The 20,921-nt window shown below is 43.5% G+C and carries 30 protein-coding genes; 12 read left to right on the top strand and 18 right to left on the bottom strand.

The features are described 5' to 3' along the window. Window positions 1-85: 85 nt before the first annotated feature. From NT010_04955 to NT010_05000, 10 genes are all read left to right on the top strand, one after another. Window positions 86-511, top strand: a complete 426-nt coding sequence (locus NT010_04955; GenBank protein MCX5805405.1) for an OsmC family protein — start codon at window positions 86-88, stop codon at window positions 509-511. An 11-nt stretch (window positions 512-522) separates the two neighbouring features. Further along, window positions 523-729 carry an FAD-dependent oxidoreductase gene (locus NT010_04960; protein ID MCX5805406.1) on the top strand — a complete coding sequence of 69 codons (207 nt, stop codon included), beginning with the start codon at window positions 523-525 and terminating at the stop codon, window positions 727-729. Continuing rightward, a complete protein-coding gene (locus NT010_04965; protein ID MCX5805407.1) occupies window positions 695-1,900 on the top strand; it encodes an NAD(P)/FAD-dependent oxidoreductase in 1,206 nt (401 codons plus the stop codon). Before NT010_04960 ends, NT010_04965 begins: the two co-directional genes overlap by 35 nt. Before the next feature lie 33 nt (window positions 1,901-1,933). After that, a complete protein-coding gene (gene lipA / locus NT010_04970; GenBank protein ID MCX5805408.1) occupies window positions 1,934-2,857 on the top strand; it encodes a lipoyl synthase in 924 nt (307 codons plus the stop codon). Then, complete coding sequence (locus NT010_04975; GenBank protein MCX5805409.1) at window positions 2,832-3,632, top strand: biotin/lipoate A/B protein ligase family protein; 801 nt, start codon at window positions 2,832-2,834, stop codon at window positions 3,630-3,632. The genes lipA and NT010_04975 overlap by 26 nt, the downstream gene beginning before the upstream one ends. Window positions 3,633-3,647: 15 nt before the next feature. After that, window positions 3,648-4,097: an arsenate reductase ArsC gene (locus NT010_04980; GenBank protein MCX5805410.1), complete on the top strand. Its 450-nt coding sequence runs from the start codon at window positions 3,648-3,650 to the stop codon at window positions 4,095-4,097. Between the two features lie 125 nt (window positions 4,098-4,222). Further along, the gene (locus NT010_04985) at window positions 4,223-4,690 is read left to right on the top strand and encodes a thioredoxin family protein (protein MCX5805411.1); all 468 of its coding nucleotides are present in this window, start codon (window positions 4,223-4,225) and stop codon (window positions 4,688-4,690) included. 67 nt (window positions 4,691-4,757) lie between these two features. Next, entirely contained in the window at window positions 4,758-5,309 is a 552-nt protein-coding gene (locus tag NT010_04990) for a hypothetical protein (protein ID MCX5805412.1), read from the top strand. 165 nt (window positions 5,310-5,474) lie between these two features. After that, entirely contained in the window at window positions 5,475-5,957 is a 483-nt protein-coding gene (locus NT010_04995) for a thioredoxin family protein (protein ID MCX5805413.1), read from the top strand. Between the two features lie 13 nt (window positions 5,958-5,970). Further along, entirely contained in the window at window positions 5,971-6,672 is a 702-nt protein-coding gene (locus NT010_05000; protein MCX5805414.1) for a cytochrome C biogenesis protein, read from the top strand. Between the two features lie 75 nt (window positions 6,673-6,747). Here the strand turns inward: NT010_05000 and NT010_05005 are convergent, their stop codons facing one another. From NT010_05005 to NT010_05075, 15 genes are all read right to left on the bottom strand, one after another. Then, window positions 6,748-6,993, bottom strand: a complete 246-nt coding sequence (locus tag NT010_05005) for a hypothetical protein (GenBank protein ID MCX5805415.1) — start codon at window positions 6,991-6,993, stop codon at window positions 6,748-6,750. 257 nt (window positions 6,994-7,250) lie between these two features. Then, entirely contained in the window at window positions 7,251-7,517 is a 267-nt protein-coding gene (locus NT010_05010) for a MoaD/ThiS family protein (protein ID MCX5805416.1), read from the bottom strand. Between the two features lie 102 nt (window positions 7,518-7,619). After that, window positions 7,620-8,726: a permease gene (locus tag NT010_05015; protein ID MCX5805417.1), complete on the bottom strand. Its 1,107-nt coding sequence runs from the start codon at window positions 8,724-8,726 to the stop codon at window positions 7,620-7,622. A 13-nt stretch (window positions 8,727-8,739) separates the two neighbouring features. After that, window positions 8,740-9,219 carry a PadR family transcriptional regulator gene (locus NT010_05020; protein MCX5805418.1) on the bottom strand — a complete coding sequence of 160 codons (480 nt, stop codon included), beginning with the start codon at window positions 9,217-9,219 and terminating at the stop codon, window positions 8,740-8,742. Window positions 9,220-9,343: 124 nt separating this feature from the next. After that, window positions 9,344-10,090 (bottom strand): pyridoxine 5'-phosphate synthase, encoded by a 747-nt coding sequence (locus tag NT010_05025; protein ID MCX5805419.1) that lies wholly within the window; start codon window positions 10,088-10,090, stop codon window positions 9,344-9,346. Between the two features lie 147 nt (window positions 10,091-10,237). Continuing rightward, window positions 10,238-10,549, bottom strand: coding sequence for a hypothetical protein (locus NT010_05030; GenBank protein ID MCX5805420.1), 312 nt, complete (start codon window positions 10,547-10,549; stop codon window positions 10,238-10,240). 367 nt (window positions 10,550-10,916) lie between these two features. Continuing rightward, window positions 10,917-11,357, bottom strand: a complete 441-nt coding sequence (locus tag NT010_05035; GenBank protein MCX5805421.1) for a C-GCAxxG-C-C family protein — start codon at window positions 11,355-11,357, stop codon at window positions 10,917-10,919. 10 nt (window positions 11,358-11,367) lie between these two features. Further along, window positions 11,368-11,547, bottom strand: a complete 180-nt coding sequence (locus NT010_05040; protein MCX5805422.1) for a hypothetical protein — start codon at window positions 11,545-11,547, stop codon at window positions 11,368-11,370. 185 nt (window positions 11,548-11,732) lie between these two features. After that, window positions 11,733-12,575: an isocitrate lyase/PEP mutase family protein gene (locus NT010_05045; GenBank protein ID MCX5805423.1), complete on the bottom strand. Its 843-nt coding sequence runs from the start codon at window positions 12,573-12,575 to the stop codon at window positions 11,733-11,735. A 45-nt stretch (window positions 12,576-12,620) separates the two neighbouring features. Continuing rightward, the gene (locus tag NT010_05050; GenBank protein ID MCX5805424.1) at window positions 12,621-12,839 is read right to left on the bottom strand and encodes a hypothetical protein; all 219 of its coding nucleotides are present in this window, start codon (window positions 12,837-12,839) and stop codon (window positions 12,621-12,623) included. An 81-nt stretch (window positions 12,840-12,920) separates the two neighbouring features. Further along, window positions 12,921-13,868, bottom strand: a complete 948-nt coding sequence (locus NT010_05055; GenBank protein ID MCX5805425.1) for a tetratricopeptide repeat protein — start codon at window positions 13,866-13,868, stop codon at window positions 12,921-12,923. Next, complete coding sequence (locus tag NT010_05060; GenBank protein MCX5805426.1) at window positions 13,861-14,646, bottom strand: molecular chaperone DnaJ; 786 nt, start codon at window positions 14,644-14,646, stop codon at window positions 13,861-13,863. The genes NT010_05055 and NT010_05060 overlap by 8 nt, the downstream gene beginning before the upstream one ends. 126 nt (window positions 14,647-14,772) lie before the next feature. Continuing rightward, window positions 14,773-15,873: an ACR3 family arsenite efflux transporter gene (arsB, locus tag NT010_05065; protein ID MCX5805427.1), complete on the bottom strand. Its 1,101-nt coding sequence runs from the start codon at window positions 15,871-15,873 to the stop codon at window positions 14,773-14,775. Window positions 15,874-16,053: 180 nt separating this feature from the next. Continuing rightward, window positions 16,054-16,320, bottom strand: coding sequence for a MoaD/ThiS family protein (locus tag NT010_05070; protein ID MCX5805428.1), 267 nt, complete (start codon window positions 16,318-16,320; stop codon window positions 16,054-16,056). Between the two features lie 101 nt (window positions 16,321-16,421). Continuing rightward, window positions 16,422-16,826, bottom strand: coding sequence for a metalloregulator ArsR/SmtB family transcription factor (locus NT010_05075; GenBank protein ID MCX5805429.1), 405 nt, complete (start codon window positions 16,824-16,826; stop codon window positions 16,422-16,424). Window positions 16,827-17,411: 585 nt separating this feature from the next. Here NT010_05075 and NT010_05080 point away from each other — a divergent pair. Together NT010_05080 and NT010_05085 are read left to right on the top strand one after the other, a co-directional pair. Then, on the top strand, window positions 17,412-17,873 hold the full coding sequence (locus NT010_05080) for a DUF4405 domain-containing protein (protein MCX5805430.1): 462 nt from the start codon (window positions 17,412-17,414) through the stop codon (window positions 17,871-17,873). A 127-nt stretch (window positions 17,874-18,000) separates the two neighbouring features. After that, on the top strand, window positions 18,001-18,423 hold the full coding sequence (locus NT010_05085) for a hypothetical protein (GenBank protein MCX5805431.1): 423 nt from the start codon (window positions 18,001-18,003) through the stop codon (window positions 18,421-18,423). 58 nt (window positions 18,424-18,481) lie between these two features. Here the strand turns inward: NT010_05085 and NT010_05090 are convergent, their stop codons facing one another. The 3 genes from NT010_05090 to rnc form a co-directional block, all read right to left on the bottom strand. Then, window positions 18,482-18,985, bottom strand: a complete 504-nt coding sequence (locus NT010_05090) for a flavin reductase (GenBank protein ID MCX5805432.1) — start codon at window positions 18,983-18,985, stop codon at window positions 18,482-18,484. A gap of 64 nt (window positions 18,986-19,049) precedes the next feature. Then, window positions 19,050-20,057 (bottom strand): radical SAM protein, encoded by a 1,008-nt coding sequence (locus NT010_05095; protein MCX5805433.1) that lies wholly within the window; start codon window positions 20,055-20,057, stop codon window positions 19,050-19,052. Window positions 20,058-20,184: 127 nt separating this feature from the next. Then, the gene (rnc, locus tag NT010_05100; protein ID MCX5805434.1) at window positions 20,185-20,859 is read right to left on the bottom strand and encodes a ribonuclease III; all 675 of its coding nucleotides are present in this window, start codon (window positions 20,857-20,859) and stop codon (window positions 20,185-20,187) included. Window positions 20,860-20,921 lie beyond the last annotated feature (62 nt).

Raw genomic sequence — 20,921 nt, forward strand, 5'->3', positions numbered from 1 at the left:
AAGACCAGGCGGCTGTCGATGCAGTAGCTGATGAGATTGCAAAAAAGGTTGATGAAATACAACAGGGCAAAAAATAGGAGGCATTATGCCGAAATATACAAATAAAGTTGTCTGGAAAGGTAAACGTGAGGGGTACACGTACTGCGAAAACGGCACAGAGATGGATTTCTCAGCACCTCCTGCGTTATACGGATTTCCTGACCGGATGACACCTGAAGATGCCTACATGATGGCTGTAAATACCTGCGTTCATATGATGGTCATCTGGGCAGTGGAACGCTTCCGGTTCGATATGGTGTCCTTTGAATGCACTGCCGAGGGCGAGGTAGAGGAGCATCTTGATAAGACGTCGTGGTTCAAAAAGGTTATGCTCAAGCCTCGCATCACCGTAAGGAACGCCAAGGAAGCAGCCGTACTGCGCGCACTGGAGATGGCCCGAAAGTATTCGACCATCGCTGAGTCGATAAAGAGCGAAATTGTCATCGAACCCGAGATTATAATCCTGAAGTGAAAGGAGACATTTTGTCAAAAGATTCATTCGATATCTTATTTCTGGGCGGAGGACCCGCAGGTTACCAGGGGGCAATCCGGGCAGCTCAACTCGGCCTTCGCACAGCCGTGGTTGAATCACGTGACCTGGGCGGCGTCTGCCTCAACCGGGGCTGCATTCCCACAAAGACGCGTGCTGGGACATATGCGAAGAGCCAAAGAGTACGGGCTGCACGCTGACGATATCGGATTTGACATGGGAGCCATAATTGACCGCAAGGACAAGATCGTAGGCCTGTTGAGAAACGGAGTTGCCCAGCTCTTTCGGGCGAACGGCATTACTCTGATTGAAGGTCATGGCCAATTGGTCTCGCCATCAGAAGTGAAGGTTGAGTCGGATGACGGCACGAGTATGCTACGGGCGGGAAAGATTGTCATCGCCACTGGTTCACGCCCCTTCTGGCCGGAACCTTTTCTGCCGGGTACTCCCGGCATTCTCAGTACTGATAACGTCCTCGACCTGCGTTCTCTCCCTGCCTCTCTTGTCATCATTGGCGGCGGTGCTGTTGGGGTGGAAATAGCTTCCATATTAGCCGGTCTGGGCAGCAGGGTAACAATTGTCGAGATGGAAGCGCGGATATTGCCTCGAGAAGATGCAGAGATGGTTGCATATTTGACAAGGATGCTCAAACACAGACGTGTGCAAATACTTACAGGTATAACCATTACCGGTCTGGAGACAGAACCGGGCATATGTGTCATGCTCTCCGACGGGCAATCACTGCCTTCAGATGCGGTGCTAATTACCACGGGCAGGCTTCCAAATATCGAGGGGATCGGCATTGAGAATGTTGGGATCGATCCCAAAGGGCCTCTGAAGGTGAACGCCCGCATGGAGACTGTGGTGCCGGGCATTTACGCTGCCGGAGATGTGAAGGGAGGGTGGCTGCTTGCCCACGTTGCTTTCGCAGAAGGGATAGCTGCCGCAGAAAACGCTGCAGGCAAGGAATCCATCATGGATTACCGGGTAATCCCCCGTTGCGTCTTCAGTACACCTGAATATGGAGCTGTCGGCATGTCTGAAGAGGAGGCGCGCGCGTCTTGTGCTGTTGAGTGCTTTGTCTTCCCTCTGAAATCGCTTGGTATGGCCCAGGCGATGGGTGACTGGGAAGGTCAGGTCAAATTGATCGTTGAAAGAGAGACCAGGCAGCTTCTGGGCGGTCACGTAATCGGCGAGCATGCAGCAGATCTTGTGGCTGAGATTGCTCTCGCGATGAAGAATAATATCCCCGTCCAGGGTATTGTTCATACCATACATACACACCCCAGTCTTTCTGAGGCGGTGCTCGAAACCGCCCAAGCGGCATGCGGACGAGCAATTCACATGATGCCGATGAATAGGAATGTATGAGCCATGGCCAGAGACGTGACAGGGTGCAAGAGAATGAACATGAATGAACAATATCCGCTAATGGCGCCGGCATGGCTGATAAAGCTCGTCCGACAGGCAAAGCTGGGGCAACAGTATTCCCTCGGACAGGAAACCCGGAATATTCTTCTTCGCCATCATCTAAATACGGTATGTGACAGCGCGAGTTGCCCCAATAGGCCGCACTGTTTCTCTCTCGGAACAGCCACTTTTATGATCCTCGGCGCCATTTGCACCAGAAACTGTACATTTTGCGCGGTAACAAGCGGCAGCCCGGAAAAAGTCGATAGCAGTGAAGCGGACCGGATAAAAGAATCGGTACAGGAAATGGGGCTTACCCATGTGGTAATAACATCAGTCACCAGGGATGATTTGCCGGACAGCGGTGCAGGGCAGTTCGCCGCTGTTGTCCATGCCCTCCGCTCTGTCACGCCACCGGTATCCATAGAGGTGCTTTTACCTGATTTTCAGGGTTCGCTTTCTGACTTGCGGACTGTACTTGATGTTGCCCCGGATATAGTTGCTCACAATATGGAAACCGTAGAGCGTTTCTATCCGATAGTGCGCCCGGCTGCTGACTATCAGCGTTCGCTGCGGATTCTTTCATATGCCGCAAAAGAGAGGAAAAAGGGAATGTTCGTCAAGAGCGGTTTTATGGTAGGTCTTGGAGAGGAAGACGAGGAGATTTTTGTACTTATGAGGGATCTGCGGGAAACAGGGGTGACCATGCTTACCATTGGTCAGTATCTTGCACCTTCTCTGCGCCATTACCAGGTGAGACGCTTTATTTCACCAGGGGAATTTGCACATCTGGAGGATATTGCCCGGAGCATGGGTTTTGTACATGTGGCAGCAGGACCTCTCGTAAGGAGTTCCTATCATGCCGGCGTTAATTACAAGGAGGCCGCAGCAGATGTTGCAACAGTGGCGGCTCATTAAAGACGGGCCGGGTGATCCGGCGTGGAACATGGCAGTAGACGAGGCGCTTGTGCGCGTGCATAATGAACAAAGCAGTCTTCCCATTTTGAGACTCTACACGTGGTCGCCGCCTGCGCTTTCTCTCGGCTATTTCCAAAAAACCGATAATATACGGTTCGATGAGTTGAAGCGTTTGGGCATTGTCCCGGTGCGGAGAATAACTGGAGGTCGTGCTGTACTCCATTTCGGGGAACTTACCTATAGCATAATCATATCGGGCACCGGTGAAATACCTGTCGGGGTGTCTGCGTCGTACCGCTACCTTTGCAGAGGTCTCCTTGTCGCATTTAGCATGCTTGGCATAGACGCCGATCCTGGCTCTGAGCGGTCCGGCAGAGGAAGTCCTGATGCATGTTTTGCCCTCTCAACAGGCGCGGATATTGTTTTTAACAGGAGGAAATTTGTCGGCAGTGCGCAGAAGAGAATCGGATCAATAATTCTACAGCATGGTTCCATCCTACTTCGTTCCCAATTGGAAATTCTCGACCGTATTTTTGAGAATAGTGAAACAAGAAGCAATGAGACACTCAGCCGGAAAATCACCTGCCTTGAGGATATATTGGCGCGTTCCATTAACCCGGACGAGGTTGCCCATGCTATTATCGAGGGTTTTGCTCAGGCATTAGAAATAGAGCTACTGCCCGATTGTTTAACAGACGACGAAGTAATGACAGCCCATAGCTTTATAGACAAGTATCGACCGGTTTCCGTGAAAGGGTTGCCCCTCAAAAATTAGTAAATGGAGGATTATATGGCAGATAAGAAAAGAATATTATTTGTTTGCGTCCATAACAGTGCCCGCAGCCAGATGGCAGAGGCGTTTCTCAATCATCTATATGGCGACAAATTCGTCGCTGAGAGCGCCGGACTTGAACCTGGCACGTTAAACCCTCTGGCAGTAGAAGTTATGAAAGAAGTAGGCATAGATATATCCGGCAACTGGACAAAGAGCGTATTCGATTTTTACAAGGACGGTAAGCTTTATTCTTATGTTGTTACGGTCTGCGATGCGGCAAGCAGCGAAATGTGTCCCATATTCCCAGGACTTCTTACTCAAACCATTCACTGGAGTTTTGAAGACCCTTCGTCCTTCTCCGGGAGTTTTGAGGAGAGGTTGGAGAAAACAAGAAAAGTTAGAGATACCATACGGGATAGGGTTGAAACATGGATCAGAGAGATAACAGAAAAGGTCTTGCCATAAACACAAGGGTTTTAAAACTATTAACGCTATAATACGGAGAGTTTTGTATTAACATGCTGTATATAGATATAAAGGCTGCAGGCAATCACATAATTACAAAGATACTCAGTAATGAGGATATTTAAATGCAGAAAAAACAATTGCTTTTGATTGGCGGCATCATGATTGTCTTATTTATATTGCACGGAATATCTTCCTATCAGTTTCGGCGGAATATTTCGGACTGGACGAACTCAGTGTTAGGGAAACCTACTCGCGCTGAAAAGAAAAAACTACGCACCCCCTCTTCTCACCCCATGCCTGTTCTGATAGATGTGGGTTCAAAGGGATGTGCCGCCTGCACAATGATGGAGCCTATTCTCGACGAGCTTGATGAGGAGTATACACAGTCCCTGCGTGTTGAATTTATAGATATGAGGAAAGATTCTTATGCCGGAAATTGGCACCGTATCCGGGTTATACCGACCCAGATATTCTATGATGCCTCTGGAAAGGAAATAACGCGTCACATGGGGACTATTTCAAAGGAGCAGATACTTGAAGTCTTTAAGAAATATGGCATAGAGATCAAGAGGGACAAGGAATTAAAATGATTATTTTTGTCTGCCGGTATCAAAGGATCTTGACAAAACTATTGGCTTATAACACGAAGGGTTTTGAATGAACATGTTGTGTATAGATATGAAGGTTGCCGGCAACCATATAATTACAAAGATCCTCAATATAGTTCTCCCCTTAGCAGGGATTGCGTTTATGCTTTTTTATGAGTACTGCAATACCTCTTGTTTGTACCTGAACGGTACATTTATTGGGATCAACCTGAAGTGGGTAGGGATCATTTACATGATTGTGCTGTTTGCGAGTACGTTCTCTTTATGGGGATCATTGGCTCAAATGGCTGTTCATTTCAGGACCGTCCTGATATCAGCCGCTGTTGGTGTGGAGTTCTTCCTCATCAGCTGGCAAATTGTAAAAGGCACATACTGCCCCTTCTGTCTTGCATTCAGTGCCTGCATATTCCTTCTTTTTGCCGCCAATTTTTCATTGATGAACAAGAAGCTGGTGATTGTTTCATTAATAGTGGGGTTTGCCGGTTTTGCTCTCTTTTTTGAGGGCTCGCTATCTCCGGTCTATACTTTGAGGGTCATAGGGATATGCCAAGAGATACCTCTCATTCTGATTGCCCACCTGACGAAGGGTGTTATGTTGTAACCACTATTCTGAATTATGACGCAGACAATAATATCCCCCGTGATTTCATAAATCGTTTACGTAGGAGGTGGCGGCTGGAGGAGATAAAATATCAGCGAACCCAAGTTTTGACCGGGGGTAAGATTCACGCTTAATGTTCTGAAAATTAAGGCTCAGGAGGAGTACATGCATTGGAAAAAGATTTTTGATATGAAATTATTAGTTATAACAACAATCGTTATGATCAGCCTGTTTTTCATAGCAAACCCTGTCTCTCGCTTATTGTTTTTTGGCATCCAGGAAGTGTGGGCAGCAGAGTCGAAAACAAAAGCGCCCCAAAAAGATGCTGCCATGTCTCCAAAAAAGCTTCCACGTCTTGTCGATGTGGGCGCCGATAAGTGCATCCCCTGCATCGCGATGGCGCCAATTTTAGAGGAGTTGAAAAAGGAATATGCCGGTATCCTTGAAGTTGAGTTTGTTGATGTCTGGAAAAATCCGAACGCCGGTCAGAAATATGGAATTCGGGGTATTCCAACCCAGATATTCTATGATGCTTCAGGGAAAGAGCTTGATCGACACATGGGCTATATCTCAAAAAAACAGATACTTCAATCATTTTACAAGCTTGGTGTAGAACTTCAGAATCCTGAGCAAAAGAAGACCAAGTAAGAGGACGTCGATTATGATTGAAAAACTCTTTATATTTCTAACCGATGCTGTTTCCGGAACCCCTGCATTTGCAATCGGGGCGTCATTTCTCTGGGGCGTTCTCAGTCTGGTCTTAAGCCCCTGTCATTTATCAAGCATTCCCCTTATAGTCGGTTTTATTGACGAACAGGGACGTATATCAACAAAGCGGGCTTTCTTTATCGCTTTAGTCTTTTCGTCAGGACTTATGGTGAGCATTGCTGTCATAGGGATAATCACCGCTATGGCAGGCCGTATGATGGGCGATGTGGGCATATATGGTAATTACTTTGTTGCCGGTGTCTTTTTCCTTGTGGGACTTCACCTCTTCGACATTATCCCTATGCCCTGGTCAGGCCCAGGAAATATCGGCATCAAGCGCAAAGGCATACTTGCTTCCTTTATCCTCGGCCTGATCTTCGGTATTGCCCTTGGGCCCTGTACTTTCGCCTATATGGCCCCCATGCTGAGCATCACCTTTCAGCTTGCAGGAACGCAGATCTGGTACGGCATAATCCTGCTGTTGTCCTACGCCGTGGGCCATTGCTCAATTATTGTGATAGCCGGGACATTTACAGAGTTGGTGCAACAATACCTCGACTGGAATGAACAATCCAAAGGGCCAATGATCATAAAAAGGGTCTGCGGTGTTCTTGTGATAATCGGCGGGTTTTACATGATATACACAGCATTGTAGTTATATTTGGTTAAAACAGTAAAAGCTTCACCGGATACTGAAGGGCCAATGGTCGGTTCCGAATGATCCTGCCTATCACTTGCCTGTTTCTCTGTCAGGGGCGTTTGGACACATCTTGTCATTTTTTTCCCTGTTATGTGTCTCATTTTCCTTGTCGTGTGTCTCAATAAATTCCTCATACTCCTTTAATAGAACATTCCTGTACTCTCTTCTGGTAACCTCTGAGGTCGGGATATAATTCCCCATGGCTTCCAATCCGGCAATGATCTCATCTATGGTTTCTTTATTTGGTTTTTTGTCAACCGAATAAAGCTCCGCCATTATCTCATGGAGATTGTTAAGAGCAATCTGTGTTCCGTCAGCAAACTTGAGTGTACGCCGACTAACTGTCGGTGCGTTGGGATCAACTCAGGTAACTCAGCCTATCATTTGAAATATAGACATGATTGCGCACCTCCTTTTTCTTTATCTTGAATTAGTTTCCATCCGGAAAGGGTACTTTTCCGACTCGGAAACCGATAGTTTCTCATTAGTGGTTTCAAGATGGCGACTAACTAATCGCCGGCGCCTACACCTCATCAGTATCCTTTCATTACAATACGAATCTCATCGCCGTCTTTTACTTTCTTTGTCAAACGTTCCTTCTCGTTGACGCTCTCCTTATTAACCTGTACCTGAACATTTGCATTGAGCTGCGACTCATAAAAGAGGGCATTTTTCATCGCGGGGACAATGTCTAAGAGATCATTTATACACTCGCCTACCGTATCTCCATCGACTTCAAACCCTTCCTTTCCCTTTGCAATGCGACTCAGATTGGTTGAAAGCCATAACGTTATGCTCATGTTATGCACGCCTCCACTCGTATTACTTTAATAGCTATTCGTATACCTTTGTAAGTACAGCCTGTGGCCAGCGGAAAGTTTTGCACTCCGACAGGCTCAACATTAGTATATCAGCCATTCGACAAGATATCCAGCCACAATAGCGACAAGAAAAACGTTTACCGCGAAGGCCAGCACCAGTCTTTTTTTAAACATAGAACCAAGGATAATCAACTCCGGGATGCTCGCCCCGGCACCGCCTATAATAAGCGCGAGGACAGTCCCTAATCCCATGCCTTTTCCGACAAGAGCAGCGCTGATAGGAATAATGGTTTCAGCCCGTATATACATCGGAACACCGATAGCCGCCGCAATAGGAATAGACCACGGATTGCCCGGCCCTGCCAATTTCACCACAAGGTCCTGGGGGAAAAACCCATAAATGAAAGCTCCTATACCTGCACCAAGAAGCAGATACCAGAAAACTCCCTTGAATGTATCCAATGCCGATAGTGATGCCCGCTTCATCTTATCCTTAAAAGGCACTTGCGCCGGATCAACCGTTCCTTCAAAATCAACAGAACAGCAAGAGGCTGCAACAGTTTGTTGCGGGACGCTTTTTGGTTCCGAAGAACAGCAGCAATCTACCGTTTGAATAGTGTTTAAGGTAATAAGAGGCTGCGTTGTTCCAGATGAACAACAACCTGCTGCTGCAGCCTGGATATGCACAGGAACCTGCTCTGGACTTGCAGCAATTTCACAACAAGAAGTTGTCTGAAAACTCAGGAGAGGTTTGACTTGGCTTTCCATTCCCAATCTTGAAAGGATGGCTGCCATTATCATAGACCCGATAAAAGTGACAATTGTGTAAATTATGGTAACTTTCAAACCAAAGAGCGAGACCAGCAGAGCTATAATCATCGGATTAAGAACCGGTGAAGCAAAAAGAAACGCCATTGTAGGTCCGAAAGGAACGCCTCCCTTGAGTAAACCGGCTGTTATGGGCACCGTGGAGCAGGAACAAAAGGGTGTGATGGCGCCAAGACCTGAACCCAGGAGGTATTGTATCCATGTAAACTTGTTGGACAGAAAATCTCTTATACGGGAGGGAGGCAAATATTCCATCAACACCCCCACAATAAATGAAACAGCTACGAAAATCAGAATAAGTTCGCCGGCAATAATCAAAAAAAACTTGCTGGCAATGACAAAATTATTCATTTCAAACATATGCAATTCCTCCTTACGAGTCACATACAGCCTTACTCTGGGAATGACCGGCCTCGCTGGCAGCAGCACAGTTGCAATTCCCGGCTTTAGCAAGACGTGTTCTTATGTCTTCTATCAAAAAAAGATCATCGTTCTCGATTGCTTTATAAATGTAAGATATCGTAGAGCGCCATGCTTCAAGCGCCACCTCATATGCCTCAATCCCCAAAGGCGTGAGGGTATAGACCTTCCTTCTCTGTGCTCCCTTAAGCTGCTTATCTTCTGTAACTTCTGCATAACCATGTTTAGTCAGTTCCTTGAGGATCGGGTATATGGTTCCAAATGTAGGCATGCAGCAACCGTTGGTAATAGATTCTAATTCCTTCAATATTCCGTATCCATGATTGGGACCTCTCGACAGAATTTTCAGAACAAGCAATTTTGTTAGGCCTATATTAATCAATGATTTCCAATAATCAGGATCTGTGAGTCCGTTAGAGTTCCTAACTTTCATATATATACTCCTATTATAATGATAGTCAATATAAAGGATGATAATATAATAATCAGTATTTGTCAAGGCTTTTGATGATTACTTTTCATTTATTCGGTTGTCAATTGGCAGTTGGTTTTAGAAATTAATCCAATATGTCCAGCATTTCTTCAATGGCCTTCGGCAGTCCGACAGAAAGGGACCTCAAAAATATGGAATGTCCTATGTTTACCTCCTCCAGTGCCCTTGCATATAAAACAGGCATAATATTTTTGTAAGTGAGTCCGTGTCCGGCGCTGACCTTTATTCCGACTTTTACAGCATGATCCGCCGCAGCATATATCCTGTCAATTTCCTTATCAATATCAGTTTTATCTACGGTATTACAATATTTACCGGTATGGATCTCTATGAAATCAGCGCCGCATTCTTTCGAAAGCTCAACTATTTCTATATCGGGTTCAACCAAAAGAGATACCAGTATGTTCTGATCATGAAATAACTTCACAGTATCTTTAATTTTGAGCATATTTGTTTTGACATCAAGCCCGACTTCTGCAGTTATTTCTTCACTATCTTCAGGGATAATAATAATCTTATTCGGCTTTATTTTTAGTGCAATATCAAACATTTCACCCGAGAGAGCTACCTCAAGATTTAATTTCCCACGTATCACATCTTTTATAGCAAAGATATCCTCGTCTTGCATATAATGCCTGTCCTTACGTAAGCTAACCGTAATGCCATCACAGCCGCCTTTTTCACACATTGCTGCACATTCAGCAAAATCAGGCTCGTTCCCTCTCCGGACTTCCATAATAGTTGCGATATGATCGATATTTACGAATAATAAAAAGAAATGCCCCCTGGAGGCAACTTCATAGCCTGGAATAGAATCTCTCCTTTATTTAATGTTTTTATGAACATAGTATTCGGCAAATTGATACTACACACATCACGTCTTCTTTAATTGCCGGGTCATCTAACCGGGATATTTAGCTTTTTCTCATCATGTATTCCTCAGTGTTTAAAACCTGCCTCATTTTGGAGGTTGCACGGCTTTGTTCTGTTCTTTCTTCTCAAAAAACTTTCTATATTCTTTAAGCACTACGGCTGTATATTCTAAACGTGCCTGTTCACTCGAAGGGATGTAGTTCTCTTTTGAGAGTTGCTCTATCAGTTCATCGGCAACAGAATTATCCGGCATTTTCCCTTCCCAATAAGCAATTTCAAAGATCCTGTCAAGTCCCTTTACTCTAATCTGACCGCCATCGGGAAAAACGAGCTGTCTACACTCCTCTATCCCTGTCATCATGCATGGACATGTCACTTCACTTATTTGCGCTGACATAATATGCCTCCCAATAAAAAAATTCCTATCCAAGTATTGTCAGCCTCTCACCGAGAGACCTATTTAACCGGTCAGGTTCCACCAAAAAGAGTGATGCCCCCTCGTAGAGAAGCATCTCCTGCGAAACCTATTGTTACCTTGTCTCTATCGACTATGACTGGAACCTCCATTTTTCCTCCGGAGCAAGTAAGCATCTCTTTCAAGTTTTCCGGATTTCCATATATGTTTATGTATATGGCCCTATCACCATAGGCTGCACGAGCCTGGCTACAAAAAGGTCAGTTGTCCGTGCCATAGATAATAATCTTATCAGTCATGGTGATTTCCTCCTTTTGGAAAGATCCTGTGTATGCCATAGTTGGGAGTGTTATATAATATTTTCAAGAATCTCAACTGCACTCTTCACACAGGGTACACATATCTTGTTATATAAGTCATTCTCCTTGAAGATCTTAAAACCTTCTTTTGTTGTTAAGTCGCAGCCATTCAATATTTTACGGCAAATGTACGTACCGTGTTTATCTGTAAATTTGTCCATAAGCTCCCGCGTTTTAGTAAAAGTGATGTTTGAGGCTGTCCGGTCTTCATTTTCGCCTCTTCCATATTTTGCACCAATTACCATTATCCCGCCTGTTATTGCTCCACAGACTTCCCCTTTAGACCCCATTCCTCCGCCGAATCCACAGGCTATTTTCAAAGCACTGTTCTTTTCAAACCCCAGATCATCGCAGAAAGAATAGAATACAGCTTGTGAACAGTGATAACCTTCCAGAAACTTTGAAACAGCTATGTCTTGTTTTAATTTCATTTTTATATATTCAGCAACACCCGCCACCCGTTGGCAGGTTCGATGTAATTGCAAATCCTGACCCATTGAGGGATTCAACAAAATCAATACTAACCGGCTTGGCTTCTTCAAACAAATTTTTATCAATAGTAAATGTTATTCCATGATCAGTGAACACCATATCGTCTTTTTGTGGCTCATCCAGAGCCATGCCAAGTTTAGGCCCACCTCAGCCTATTTGCGAGAGTATTCTCACTGCGCTCGGCCCTTGTTGTTTCTCAAGAAAACCTTTGAGCACATCCACTGCTTTTTCTGTAACTGTAAACATATATGACCTCCTTCAAGACTTATTTTACCGTACTGCTACATTTTTAACTGTTAATATACTATTTGCTTTCACCTCGACAGTATTTTAGGGAGGTCTTCAGGAGAACAAAGAAGCCCCTTTTCCATAATTGCCTCAAAGTTGTCACTATCGTGTATAATCGACAGGATTTGTTTGATCGATTTAATAGCAGAAAAAACAACTATTGCGGGAAGACTGACACGAGCCACGCCACAGGCACGCAATTGTCCGATTGTGAGCGTCTGGATGTTATAAGGCATTCCTGCTGCAATGCTGACCGGACCTTGTATTCCATCAACCAGCCGTTTGGCTTCATCTGGCGTTGATACCATTGTCACAAAAATCAAGTCCGCGCCTGCCTGCAAGTATTTGTTTCCCCTTATAATAGCCTCTTCCATCCCCTTGCTGCGATCATCGCTTACAGCTAATATATCTGTACGAGCATTGATTACCATATCTGCCGCCTGCTTGTTTCTTGCCGCCTCACGCGCTGCCTTGATTTTATCAACCATAAGGTCCGGGTCTATAACACCCTTGCCCTTAGAAGGCGGGAGGATCTGATCTTCAAGATTGATGCCTGACACACCGACATCAAGGAAAGCGCCGACGGTTTTGTATACCATTGCCGGAGGGCCAAAACCATCTTCCCCGTCTGCCATCACAGGGATGTTTACCGCTTGCACAATGTCCCGTGTTATAGCAAGGTTTCTGTCCAAATCCACGGCCTGTTCCGGCGCAGCAAGCGATGCCAGTCCAATGCTGAATCCCGAGCATTGGACTGCTTTGAATCCTGCTATCTGAATGAGCCGTGCACTGAGCCCGTCATAAGCATCGGGCATTATAAGAGGACGTTCGACTTTAAGCAACTCTTGGAGTCTCTGCCGGTTGTTCATGTACACCTCCTTTTGGGTTTTTATGATTACAATATCTCTCCTGCTTTATTTACCCATCATTCCCATCATTTTCATCATGCCCTGTATATCCATATTACAAGATTTCATCATCTCCCCGCACAGCGGCATCATCTCGGTCATCATTTTCTGTGGATTTTTACCGAATATCCCGCAAAAAGAGGGCATTATCGACTTCATAAAAACTATTTTTTCTTCATCTGTCAACTTGTTGAATTTTTCCTTAAGTTCGTCTGTTGTTGTCATGCTTTTCCTCCCCAGAGCAGGCTCCTTTTGTTTTTCACAGGCAGGCATGGTTTTGTCACTGCCTGTTTCTGCCCATTATTCCTACAATCGCCTCATGCCTCTGGCTTCAATAAACCCCTGTCCCGATGCCTTCTGATACCATCTTAGTGCTTCATCATGGTCCTGAGGCGCCCCTTGCCCCTTGTCGTACATAACACCAAGATTATATTGTGCGCCGGCAAAACCCTGTTCCGCTGCCTTCTGATACCATTTTATTGCTTCGCTGTAATCCCGGGTTACGCCCCTGCCATTATCGTACATAAAACCAACATTAAATTGTGCTTCGGCAAGCCCTTGCTCTGCTGCTTTGCTATACCATATTATTGCTTCGTCGTAATCCTGGGGCACCCCTTTCCCCTTGTCGTACATAACGCCAAGATTATATTGTGCATCAACAAACCCCTGTTCTGCTGCCTTCTGATACCATTTTATCGCTTCCTCGTAGTCCTGGGTCACGCCCCTGCCATTATCGTACATAAAACCAATATTGAATTCAGCTTCGGCAAACCCCTGTTCCGCTGCTTTTCGATACCATTTTATTGCTTCGTCGTAGTCTCTGGGTAAGCCCGTACCAATGTAATAAATGTAACCGAGACTGTTTTCTGCTTCGGCAAACCCTTGCTCTGCTGCCTTCCTATACCATTTTACAGCTTCGTTGTAATCCCTGGGCACACCCGTACCGCTGTAATACATATAACCAAGGCTGTTTTCCGCTTCAGCAAGCCCTTGCTCTGCTGCCTTGCTATACCATTTTATTGCTTCATTGTAGTCCTGGGGTACCTCTATACCGTTTTCGTACATGACGCCAAGATTGTATTGTGCGAGAGCAAACCCCTGTTCCGCTGCTTTACGAAGGCCGCTTATTGAATTCAGAGATAATTGCCTTACCAAATCCAATCCCCTGCTCACAAGGTTGGTAGACTGAAGTGCCAGTTCGGTCTTTGGTTTTAAAAGCAGGCTCTGGGATTTTTTCTTACCGGCATCAGACATAATCAAAATTTTCCATCAGATTATCCAGCCTGTCCTTAGCTGCATCAATTTTAGATTTAATGGCATTTGCCATTTCCGTAAGCATATCTCTACTGTCTTGCTCAGCATCGTCAACTTCTTCTTTTAAGAGCCAAAGATCTGTAGATTTTGATTTCGCTTTTTTTATGTCGATGACTCTCAAGCGCTCCTCTGCCTGCGCTATCTTTCTAATAACACGTATAAGTTCGGCTCCAGTTCCTTCACCTTCCACGGATTCAGGACTTTTCAGCCATCGACGAAGCAACAAACGCAATCTTTCTGCGTCGCCTTTCTCGTAGGCAAGGTTAATCTGTACCATCATTTTTTGACGTGCAACCCGCGCTTCTTCATTCGTTGTTAGATCGGGATGCATCGTCCTTGCTGCTTCTCGATAAAGTTTTTTCAACTCATCTGAAGGTATCAAATGTTTCTGTTTTTTATGTTGTTCAATAAATTCTGTAGCACGGGCAGATTCGCGAGCTTGATCCCATGCCTCTGCTGCCCTTTTTTCTGCCTCTTCATCAAGAGGATAACAACGGGCCACAGTTTCCAGGATTTGTGCCTCGATCTTATCAAGCTCAGCATACATAACTCCAACTGTGCGGAGATACCTTTCCTCAAAAACCAGAAGATCGGCCTTAATCGTTTCCAACTCCAGTTCGTTTTGACTTAACTTTTCCGCCAGATCGGCGAGTCCGATCCGTTTTTCAGTGAGTTCTTTTTCTTCAGGGTTTGGTTGCGGTATCAGATTGACATGCATGTGTTTTTCCTAATCTACTATCTCATATCGGTGAAAATAAACTATAAGCTTCTCCAAAAAGAGCACAAGACCTGAGCGGAGCCAAACCATTCCTTATGAGCCTTACAATATTGTGTTTCTTTAACTTCATTCAATGCTCTTGCACGTGTAGTAACATACCCCTGTCGGTGTCTCCACTGCATAGGGGAAATATTTTCTCTTTATCCATAAAGAAAGATGAACAAGGTTAATGAGAACCGGCACTTCAACCAGCGGCCCGATAACAGCGGCAAAGGCCTGTCCTGAGTTGATCCCGAATACGGCAACAGCCACTGCAATGGCAAGCTCGAAGTTGTTCGACGCGGCAGTAAAGGAAAGGGTTGCAGCCTGACCATAGTGGGCTTTTGCCTTTGTGCTCATATAAAAAGACACGAGGAACATGATGACAAAATAGATCAGAAGTGGTATCGCTATCCTCACTACATCAAGGGGTATTTTTACTATAAATTCGCCCTTGAGAGAGAACATAACAAGGATGGTAAAAAGAAGGGCAATTAATGTAATAGGGCTGATTTTCGGTATGAACTTCTCGTGATACCACTTTTTGTCCTTTATCTTAATGAGAGTAAAACGGGTAATAACTCCTGCAATAAAAGGTATGCCGAGATAGATAAATACACTTTCCGCGATCTGGCCTATAGTGATATTGACAACCACACCTTTGAGACCGATCATGGGCGGCAGAACTGTAATGAAAATGTAGGCATACACCGAGAAGAAGAGAACCTGGAAGATGGAATTAAAGGCAACCAAACCTGCACAATATTCCGTGTCGCCCTTGGCAAGATCATTCCATACAATGACCATGGCAATACACCTGGCAAGACCTATCATAATAAGCCCTACCATGTATTCCGGATAACCCCTTAAGAAGATGATAGCGAGCACAAACATAAGGATAGGCCCAACTACCCAGTTCTGAATAAGGGAGAGCACTAAAACCCTGTAGTTCTTGAACACCTCTCCCAATTCTTCATACTTTACCTTTGCAAGGGGCGGGTACATCATCAATATGAGACCGATGGCAATAGGGATATTTGTTGTACCTGATTGAAACTGATTCCAGAAGTCAACCACGCCGGGAGAAAGATAGCCCCAGCCTACCCCTATAAACATAGCGAGAAATATCCATAATGTTAAAAAACGATCAAGAAAAGATAGCTTCTTGCTTAACTGTTCTTCTGCCATTCCCTATATCCTCCTCATATTTTAACTAAACTGATTAGATCTGCTTCTAATGCTCGATATCAATACAGTATATTTGTTTTTTCAAAAGTGCCTCTGGCCTGCCTAAATTCAGGCATATATCAAGAACTTGGAGAGAAAAATTAAATATGGCTAAACTTAGCCACCAGCCCCTCCGCCTCATCAGTGTCCTTTCAACATAATACGGATCTCATCACCATCTTTTACTTTCTTTGTCAAACGCTCCCCCTCATCGACATTCTCTTTGTTAACCTGCACATGAATATTCGTGTTGAGCCGTGACTCATAAAATAGGGCATTTCTCATAGCGGGGATGATGCTGACAAGTTCGTTGATGCATTCGCCGACTGTCTTGCCATCGACCTCAAACCCTTCTGTGCCCTTTGCAACACGGCTCAGATTGGTTGAAAGCCATAACGTTATGCTCATCTTGTGATGCCTCCTTCAGTAGTCACCAAAAACATTTCCGGAAAAGCAAGTTTATTATTTAACAGTTCTCCTTCCATCGTTTCCTATATCCTCATCATATTCTATTTTCCCTTCAACCGGTTCGATCTGTCTTGTTTGCTTTGGTTGCCCGTTTTGGACTCCATCGCAGCCTTGCAATTTTTCTGTTTTTTTAGCTCTATCAAAGTATCTCTATCACGCATGAACTCAGGTAAATAGGAGAGTTTCTCTTTCATAAAATTGAGCTGATTCATCCAGGGTTCATCCAGAGATTCTTTCAAATCATAGTGCATCCATACTCCAACCCGCCAGCCTTTAATAAGACCGGAATGTTTCAAATACGCCAGGTGTCTTGAAATTTTGGACTGGGGTTCTCCAAAAATGTCCATGAGGTCGCAAACGCAGAGTTCACCCTGCATAAGCAACATAACAATTCTGAGCCTGATTTCTTCGGAAAGGGCTTTATATATCTGCGCCAATGTCTCCATATATATTCTCCAATATTGTTATAACCGCATATACGAATATAAAGATGCTATAGATTTTTTACAGAAATGTCAAAAACAAAGTGCAGAATTAACTTGTATACCAGAATATAACGTTTCCCATGGTAAAATAACCAATTACCCTTTGAAATATTGCGTACAATGTAGATCTGTGGGATACTCTGCTTTGTCTGTCTATCTTTTCTTCTTTCTTTGATCTTGTTTTATTTGAATTCAGCATCCCAATTCAGTATTATTATTAATAAATATTTAATATTACACAATGAGCTGCTCGCAATGCAGTACAGGGGTATGAACAGTACAGGGTTATAAAAGGCAGGATAAATGGCCGCATCAAAAATAATAAAATTAACAAAAGTTAACGACATATTTTATATAACCTCATATTATTGATAATAAGATACTGTCAAAAGTTGAATGGAAAACTGGTTCGCAGAATGAATATATACAAGCTTTTACAAAGAGAAAACAGGGGGAGGGAGAGAAAAGAGCTAAAAATACTCAAGAAACAAAACAATAGATGAAAAACTTTTGACAATACCGATGATAATCAAAGGAGGTTTTGCTGTGAGAAAAAACACCTGGATCAATATCTGCCTTATTATTGTAAGCTTGACAACGATATTAACAGGTTTTGTTATCCAGTTGAAATATCATATGGATAGATTGTCGCCAGTTGTAGAAACATGGGGTTTAGCTTATAACAGTTGGTCATTCCTTCACAAATTATCAATTGTGGTGCTTTCATTACTTATGTTGTTTCACGTCATTTCACACTGGAAATGGTACAAAACCATAATTACCAGGAAATTGATTGCCAGGAATAGGCAAACCATGATCCTTTCTGTGTTTTTTATTATTACTGCTGTTACCGGTTATACAGCCTGGTTTGCAGGATTGGTAAATGAAGGAGCATCATCAGGTGCTGCGCTATTCAGAAAAGCATTCATTGAAATTCACGATAAAATAGCCATAATATTGACTATTTATATAATACTGCACGTTGTAAAACGGATGAAAAGGATTTGAATTCGTCATTTTCCTCCTTGTATTTAATCCCGCTCTTTGATAGCATTAGGAAAATCAAGTTTGGGATGTAAAACAAAATATTGTTATTACATTCCAATGCCTCAAAGTTTTCTTCAGGGGATTCAATATGGAAATTAGAATAAAGAAAATAACAACACCGACAATCAATGGACACCCTGATCTGCCGGATGGCACCAACGCCTATCTGGTTATCGATAACGGTAAAGAATTCACAATTACATGCAGGTTTCACATTCACGGCAACAGCCTCTGCCTTGCCGGACAATCGGGAACACTGCACACAGATACTGACACCGGCAAAGTATACAGGCAGTTGGTCGCCCCCGGGGGCGGATGCGGTTTAATCATAACCGATGAGCCTGTTGAGGGATTGTCACCATGGGCGCTGCGGGGTGTTGTAATTGCCGAACGAAGCAAGGAAACAGGGGAAATCCTGCTGACAACAAAAAACTCTGGAAGAGGCGCCGATGAACCGCCGATCATGTTTATTGACGGCAAAGCTGTTGAGCTGCACAAATATGTATCATAAAGATAATCGCGACTTAAATGCGAAAGAACCAAAAAATATGTAACAAAAGATTTATCGTTTATTTTTTAAGGCATCTTGCTATCTCCCCCACATACATCCTGTGATAGTCCTTCAGGGGATAAAATTCATCTATTTCCGGGGACAGGAAATGCGCCGGCATAATATCCTGAAAATATATCTTCCTGCATATCAGCACCAGTCGCGCTTCAGCAAAATAGACTGAATCATTATCAAAGACAGGGGTAAGATTTGTTTCTGTTACCTTATTTACATCTCTTCCTGATTTTGTGCCGCAGTAAGTTAAGATATCTCTGTATTGTTCCTCAAGGAAAGAAAGCGTGTAGATGTCTGACCTTTCCATAAATTCATAGGTGTAACGGTTAGGCCTTATCACACAGAAACAAATATTCTTGTTCCACAATATACCTAAGCCGCCCCATGCACCTGTCATGGTATTGAAAGATTGCTTTGTGCCGGCAGTGATGAGCATCCAGTCTTTGCCTATAAGCTTGAAAGGGTTGTCAACAAGATTTTCCGGAATTATTTCTTGAAAAGTTTTCATGATCTCATCTCCTTGAAATATTTATTTACAATAATGAACCTCCCCGCAGCAGAGCTGCGAGGTATCAATTGATTGAAAGTGCATCAAAAATGCTGCCTTCTATTATTCTTTGGTCTGCAAATAATATAAAATTTCCCTTTTCAATATCGTGCTTCTCCCAGGCCACATAAATGCCCTGCTCCTTAAACTTTTCAATATTCACTCGCCTGTGCCCGATAAGGTGCGGAATATCTGCGCTGTTCAATTTTACCATTACATCACCTTTTAGTGATGCAGCGTCAATATTTGCTTTAATTGCAAGATAGAACGCCTGTGATTTAACAATATATCCAAGGGCAGGATGAAACTGGCCTGCAACAACGCTGTCCTTTATAAGTTCGTTATCTGTAAGCCCCATCTTAACGGTCTTTATACCATGTTTTAATGCACTGAGGTATATGTATGTTGCACGTTCAATCGCCTCTTCAAATTGAACAGGCACAAAAAAACCGCTTTCATACATCCTGTGAAGAGGGGTATTTTTTAATACAACAAGAGGGTAAATCCTTATGTAGTGAGGAGATAATCGGATAATTTGCCTCACTGTCTCTTTTATATCGTTCTTCATTTCGTCCGGCAAACCCACCATAACCTGAATGGCAACATGAAATCCCCGGTCTTTCAACAGATAGAAGGCCCTGTAAAAATCCTCAATAGTATGACCTCTATTGAGTTTTTTAAGAATATCATCGTTAAATACAGGCATTCCGAGTTCTACGACTGTAACCCTGTTCTCCTTCAATATACGGATTGTTTCTTCATTGAGAGGGATGGGTTTTGTGGAAATCCTGAAATTCAAAATCCTTTCCGAAAAGTCATCAAAATATTTGAAAAGCATCTTAAGAACAGAAGGCTCTATATTAAAGATATTCCCTCCAAACAGGCCGACTTCATAGTTGCCTTTTACATTTTCAAGGGATTTTTTAATCAGGGAAGGCAGATCATCACTATGCACATCGGTAATGCACCCCTGATCACAATAAATACACCGATCTGAACAGCCAAGATGCGGAAGGAAGATTGGGACAATCATGTATATAAGATACAGGACTTGGAGCTAAGAATCCAGTTTGTTTGTTGACACACCCCTTGCAGGGGCGATTTGTTGCGATAAGTTTTTAGATGTTAAAAGACATTTAAGAATTTACATTGTTGCTTTTTTACAATGTATATGCACCAATCAAATTATTAAGAAGCAATTTGGCTGCATTCTGCTCTGCCTCTTTTTTGTTCTTGCCCATACCTTTTGCTTTAAATTCTTTTCCAATGCATACGATTACAGTGAAACCATCTTTTGTTTTTCTTGAAAATTTGTATTTCGGAAGCGTGCTCCATTTTTTCTGGGAATATTCCTGAAGTACATTTTTCGGACTTCTTTCTGTAAGCTTTTCTTCCTTGAAATGCGGTTTGAACAGTTTTTTGATAACCTGAGTTGTCTTCCTCATTCCACCATCCAGATAGATGGCGCCTATTAATGCTTCAAGCATATTCGACAGGACTTTGGATTCTTCCGGCACATTGTTTTCACCATTACCGTAATTCATATGTTCTTTCAGATTTATGCTTCGCGCAATCTCGGTTAACGTCTCTCTTTTCACAAGACTTGAGCGTGCATTGCTTAAAAAACCTTCATCCCTGTCACAGAATTTTTTATAGAGAATTATACTGACAACACTGTTTAAAACAGCATCGCCAAGATATTCAAGCGTTTCGTTATCGGAACGTCTTATTTCTTTTTTCTCGTTAAAACATGAGCTGTGTGTGATAGCCTGGTTTAACAGCTCTCTGTTTTTAAAGATATAACAAATAGTTTCTTCTAAAGGAGTAGGATACATAGTTCAGTTCAAGCCGGAGGCACAGAGAAAATATATTACCTTTGACTCTGTGCCTATATATA

Source organism: Pseudomonadota bacterium (genome assembly GCA_026388275.1).
In the GTDB taxonomy this organism is placed as follows: domain Bacteria; phylum Desulfobacterota; class Syntrophorhabdia; order Syntrophorhabdales; family Syntrophorhabdaceae; genus JAPLKB01.